The sequence below is a fragment of the Mesorhizobium sp. M7A.F.Ca.CA.002.05.1.1 genome (genome assembly GCF_003998335.1).
GTDB lineage: Bacteria > Pseudomonadota > Alphaproteobacteria > Rhizobiales > Rhizobiaceae > Mesorhizobium.
Genome location: NZ_RZQI01000468.1, coordinates 1 through 4,627, shown reverse-complemented (window position 1 = coordinate 4,627; position 4,627 = coordinate 1). Strand labels below are relative to the sequence as shown.

At 58.0% G+C, this 4,627-nt stretch carries 2 protein-coding genes and 1 pseudogene; 2 read left to right on the top strand and 1 reads right to left on the bottom strand.

The genetic code is table 11. The features are described 5' to 3' along the window. Positions 1 to 593: 593 nt before the first annotated feature. Positions 594 to 1,733, bottom strand: coding sequence for a porin (locus tag EN939_RS21705; RefSeq protein ID WP_127213822.1), 1,140 nt, complete (start codon positions 1,731 to 1,733; stop codon positions 594 to 596). Between the two features lie 624 nt (positions 1,734 to 2,357). Between EN939_RS21705 and EN939_RS21700 the strand changes: the two genes are divergently transcribed. Further along, the gene (locus tag EN939_RS21700; protein WP_372337984.1) at positions 2,358 to 2,771 is read left to right on the top strand and encodes a hypothetical protein; all 414 of its coding nucleotides are present in this window, start codon (positions 2,358 to 2,360) and stop codon (positions 2,769 to 2,771) included. A 464-nt stretch (positions 2,772 to 3,235) separates the two neighbouring features. After that, a pseudogene (hemN, locus tag EN939_RS21695) lies at positions 3,236 to 4,562 on the top strand (oxygen-independent coproporphyrinogen III oxidase). Positions 4,563 to 4,627: the final 65 nt, after the last annotated feature.

Sequence of the window (4,627 nt, the reverse complement as noted above, 5' to 3'; positions counted from 1 at the left end):
GAGTTTTTATATTTCGACTATGGTCATTTCTCTTCAGCCGGCGCCACACTGGCAATCTCGAAATACTGGCCGGCTTTTGGCAAGGACAATGCTCTTCCTAAGACGAAGTAGCGGCTCAGCGGCTGACAAGCACCAGTACGGGTCCCAGTGATAGCTCCTGCTTCCGCAGCAGCCGCGACGATGGAGCTGTTCAGGTTTAAGGCCCCCCGATAGTGACCTAGGATGGGTGCTGCCACGCGGCTCGGACTCAGCGTGCATTATCACGTAAATGTTGAGAGAATGAATGGCGCCGCGAAGGGCAATTCCAGCCGTCCAAAGCGACAGGCGTGTCGCGGCCTCGACATTGCAGTGGCGCTTACCTAACACGGCCTCACACTGCCCTCTAAACGGCCCCGAATTTGAACTGACGGCCCCTGGCCGGTTCATCGGGCAGGTCAAGGGCTAGGTGTAGTACACAGGGCTCATAACTTTCAGTTTCTAGTTGGTACGATGGGCCGTGGACGGTCGATGCAGACTTCAAGATGGCGAACGAAGCTCTCCATGCGTGCGTTGTCGAGGCAAGTGCCTTTGCCATGCTCGCGACTGGAGAGATTTCAAAATGAGCCTTGTAAGCGGAGAATGCCGCCGACGCTGTTCGGCTTGCTCGTGCCCTTGACGGCGGTAGGCTCGGCAGGGCCGAGGCCAGAGTTGCCGTAGTGGTCGTAATCGACCTCGGCTGTGACCGTGAAGCCGGGAACGACCATGTAGGCGACGTTTGCAGCCACACCAGCATCCTTGAGCTGATCACCCGAGACCTGAAGGTTGAACGAAGTTTTCTCGTCAAACTCGTAGGTGGCGCCCGCCCAGAAAGCCCACTGGCCGTTCCAGATTTTGTACGAGCCGCGCCCATGATTGGCAATTGCGCCGTTTGAGTCCTCGTTGAGACTGGCATTGGAACCGTAGCCGAAGAGTCCAAACAGCGACAGCTGGTTTGTGACAGCGACGTCGACGCGGATCTTGCCGGCAAAAGCTTCGTAATTGCTGTCATAAGCCGCGACGCCGGTGATCGAGCCCCAGCCTTGCGTGTATTTCAAGCCGGCGACAACGTGCGGAATATAGCTGTCGATAGTACCGGCTGAGCCCGATCCTTGTTCGAGCGAAATCACAGTCGAAATGCCGTTGCCGGCGTCGAAGTGGTACTGAGCCACGTTGGTGTCGAAGCCGGCCGACGGAACGAGCATACTATCGAGAACGTTGCCAGCGTAGCTTGCAAACGTATCGAAGGCCGACCCCTCCTTGCCAACTCGCAGGCCTCCCAGCTCGACCCAGGCAGAAGCCAGTGCGAGGCCGCTGTTGAAATCATAGTTCTGAGGACTGTCATGCGAGTTAGCGCTGTTGCCAAAATTCACCTGGGTTTCGGTATAGGTCGTCAACGCGCCGAGCTCGGTCTGCTGGCCGGTCCAAGTTTTGAACGTGAAGCGTGTGCTGTTTCGCCAAGTGCCTTGGTCCTCGCCAGTTCTCACGTCCGAGGTTCTTGCGCTGTCATACGATCGGACGTCACCCAGGCCGATATCGTAACGGACATAGCCGCCGATGCGCAGGCAGGTCTCGGTGTTGGGAATATAGGAATATCCCGAGCCGAGGACGTCGCAGATCTTGATGTACTCGGCCGGTTCCCGCTCGGCGCCAGCTGCTCGACCGACGGAAATGGTCATCAGAGCAGTTAAGCCGAGAAGAGGACTCTTGATGTACATGTCTAGATCTCCATGAAGGAATAAAAAGGATAGAGGCGAAAGAGCAAGCTTTTCCTCTAAATTTTGTGCGTGTTGTCTCCAATATGTGGACGCCAAAGCGCTTGACACGAGAGGTGAGCCAGCGTAAAAGCCACATGTACTTATAATAGTGTTTTCTGCTAGGAGATTCATTATCGTTTACATGTGAAACACTCCGGTCGGACCGCTGCAGCTCTCCGAATAGAGCAGCAAGCGACATGCCAACCTGAAGCGTAGATGCGGCCGACACCAAAATCGGGCCGACGCGCCTTCGTCTCGCTGGAATCACTTTTTTTGAGGGTCACTGCGAAAAGAAATGTGCGACACGGTTCGCCATGTTCGATATGTGACAGTCTCGTTTAACAGCGACGGCTTCCCGTCTGACCGCAACGGAGGCCGCGCCATCCGCTACCGAGAAGGATCACTGCGCGTACGCTCCGCAAGGGCTGCGCCAGGAACAGAGGGCGTGCACGTCCGAGGCGTCGCATGGTGGCCGCAGCACCTTTTCGCCGCTGTAAGTTCGCCGTGCAGGTACATTGCGCGGCCGGAAGCGAGAGGGAGCGCACCCTGAAACGGCTGCCTACGGCTCGCCTCGAGTAATTGGCGATGAACAGTATTCTCGAGAACTTAGTCTCGACGGAAAGAGCAACGAAAGGAAGCCGCTTGGACGAGCACGATCCGAAGGAAGAACCGATCGAGACCATTTTCCGCAACGGCACAATCACTGCCGTGGGTATCCTGCTTGCCTTTTCCCTCGGCTTCCTCACTCATTGGGCCGCGAACCCCTTGCCATGGCAACTCTACGATCTGTTCGCCGTAGTGCCGATCCTGCTCGGCATCGCACTGCAGATGAGAGCGCTGTCCATGCTGCTCGACATGAGTTCCTTGCGGCGCCCCATCTACGAACGCGCCAATCGCATTTTCATGGTCGGCCTCATCCAGACCGCGTGTGGCGTCGGCATGGCCATCTTGGTCGATCTTTTCGGGATATCGGTAGGGGGCACGCTGCCCGGCGCTTGACGACAAGCCACACCGCTCTTCGCTCGAAGCGACGTCAAGCCGGGGAACCTTGTGCACCCCCTAGCGGCGTCCTCCTTTCATCAAATGAGCCGACGTCAGCTTTAGAGCGTCTCGGTGGCTAAAGCCGGTATGGTTTTTCGGCCGGCAGGGAAGGCCGCTGGCTGGACCTGGATGGCGTCTGAACGAGGCTTGACAGGTCCGTTGCGTCGGACATGAATTTCGCATTGCAAAGTTCTTCCGCAGACGCCTCAAGCACACTGCACTGGCGTCACGTACTCAGACGTTGAATGCGGCACCGCACCATCACCTCAGGCGCAACCATGGCACGCGCGCTCCCCGGCGTGGTTGACCCCATCCTGTCCAAACGAGACTGCGACATAAGCGGGACGCACTGACTTAGGTCAGAGACCAGGACGAGCGCGCAACGAAAGAATGATGGATGAGCGACGTGGGATGACAGCTCCTTGCACACCTCAATCCTGACAAAGTACCGGGACCCCCGGCCGCCTTGGTATACCATCTATCCGACTGTGCCAGACTTCTCTGCGGCAGTTGGTGCTGACGATTATGAGGAATGGCTGGGGGGCCTCCCGGCCGACGAATCGGTGTCGCTCTATTTCCACATTCCGTTTTGCCGATCCATGTGCTGGTATTGCGGCTTCCCTACCGCGGTCATCCGTCGCAACGGCCCGATCCTTAATTATTTAGCGGTGCTGCGTCAGGAGATCAGTTTGGTGTCGGAGCAAGTGCGGCAAGGGCTGCCGGTGAGCGATGTGCATTTCGGCGGCGGAACGCCTCACCTTATCGGGCCAGCCGAGCACTTGGCGCTGATGGAATTTCTACGCCGCCACTTCGCTTTCAGCAAAACTGCTGCGATCGCCGTGGAGATCGATCCCCGAACGTTCACACCGGAAATGGCCGAAGCCCTGGCAGCTAACGGTGTCAACCGCGCGAGCATCGGATGCAGAGCTTTGATCCCGATGTGCAAAGGCGATCAATCGGATCCAGAGTAAGGTGCAGACGGCCGCTGCAGTCCAAAATCTCCGCCGGCATGGCGTTGGCCATATCAACTTCGACCTCATCTTCGGTCTACCGAAACAGACTGTGCAGTCCTGCATCCAGACCGCGATGGCTGCGGTCGCCATGCGCCCCAACCGGCTTGCGGTGTTCGGATACGCGCATATTCCTTCCGTGATAAAGAATCAGCGCCTAATCGAGCAGGCAGGTCTACCGGACGGCGATCTTCGCGCCGAACAGGCTGCAACTGTCGCCGAGACACTGGTTGGCGCTGGCTACCGGGAGATCGGGCTCGATCATTTCGCTCCGCCGGACGACGAACTTGCGCTAGCGCCAGAAGACCGGGCGCCTACGGCGTAATTCGCTGGGATACTCGGCCGATACTTGCAAAACGTGATCGGCTTCGGCGCGTCGGCTATTGGCCGAGTCCGCGAGGGGTATGTTCAGAACGAAGTAACACGGGATTCTTACGCCCGGCACATCGCAAGTGGACGTCTGGCGACATCAAAGGGTCACCGTCTGACCGACGATGACCGGGTGCGCGCAGCGATCATCGAGCGACTGATGTGCGATTTGGAGGCCGACGTGCCGACCATCTGTGCCGCCCACGAAATCGAACCAGCTCGTTTTCTCGATTCAGTTGAGAGTTTGGTGACGCTGGCTGAGGAGGGGATCCTGGACGTCGAAAACGGCTTCATCCGCGTGCGGCCGGAGCACCGCTTTGTTGTTCGCGCCGTTGCTGCTGCATTCGATGCTTTTCTCGCGAATCGATGAGTTGAGGCCACGACGCCGAAAGGCATCAGACCTTGTTTGGCGCTCGTCGGCATGGGCTCTCGCAG

Excerpts from the sequence above, each read along its gene's own strand:
- EN939_RS21705 (WP_127213822.1), bottom strand. The coding sequence starts at position 1,733 with ATGTACATCAAGAGTCCTCTTCTCGGCTTAACTGCTCTGATGACCATT.
- EN939_RS21700 (WP_372337984.1), top strand. The coding sequence starts at position 2,358 with ATGAACAGTATTCTCGAGAACTTAGTCTCGACGGAAAGAGCAACGAAA.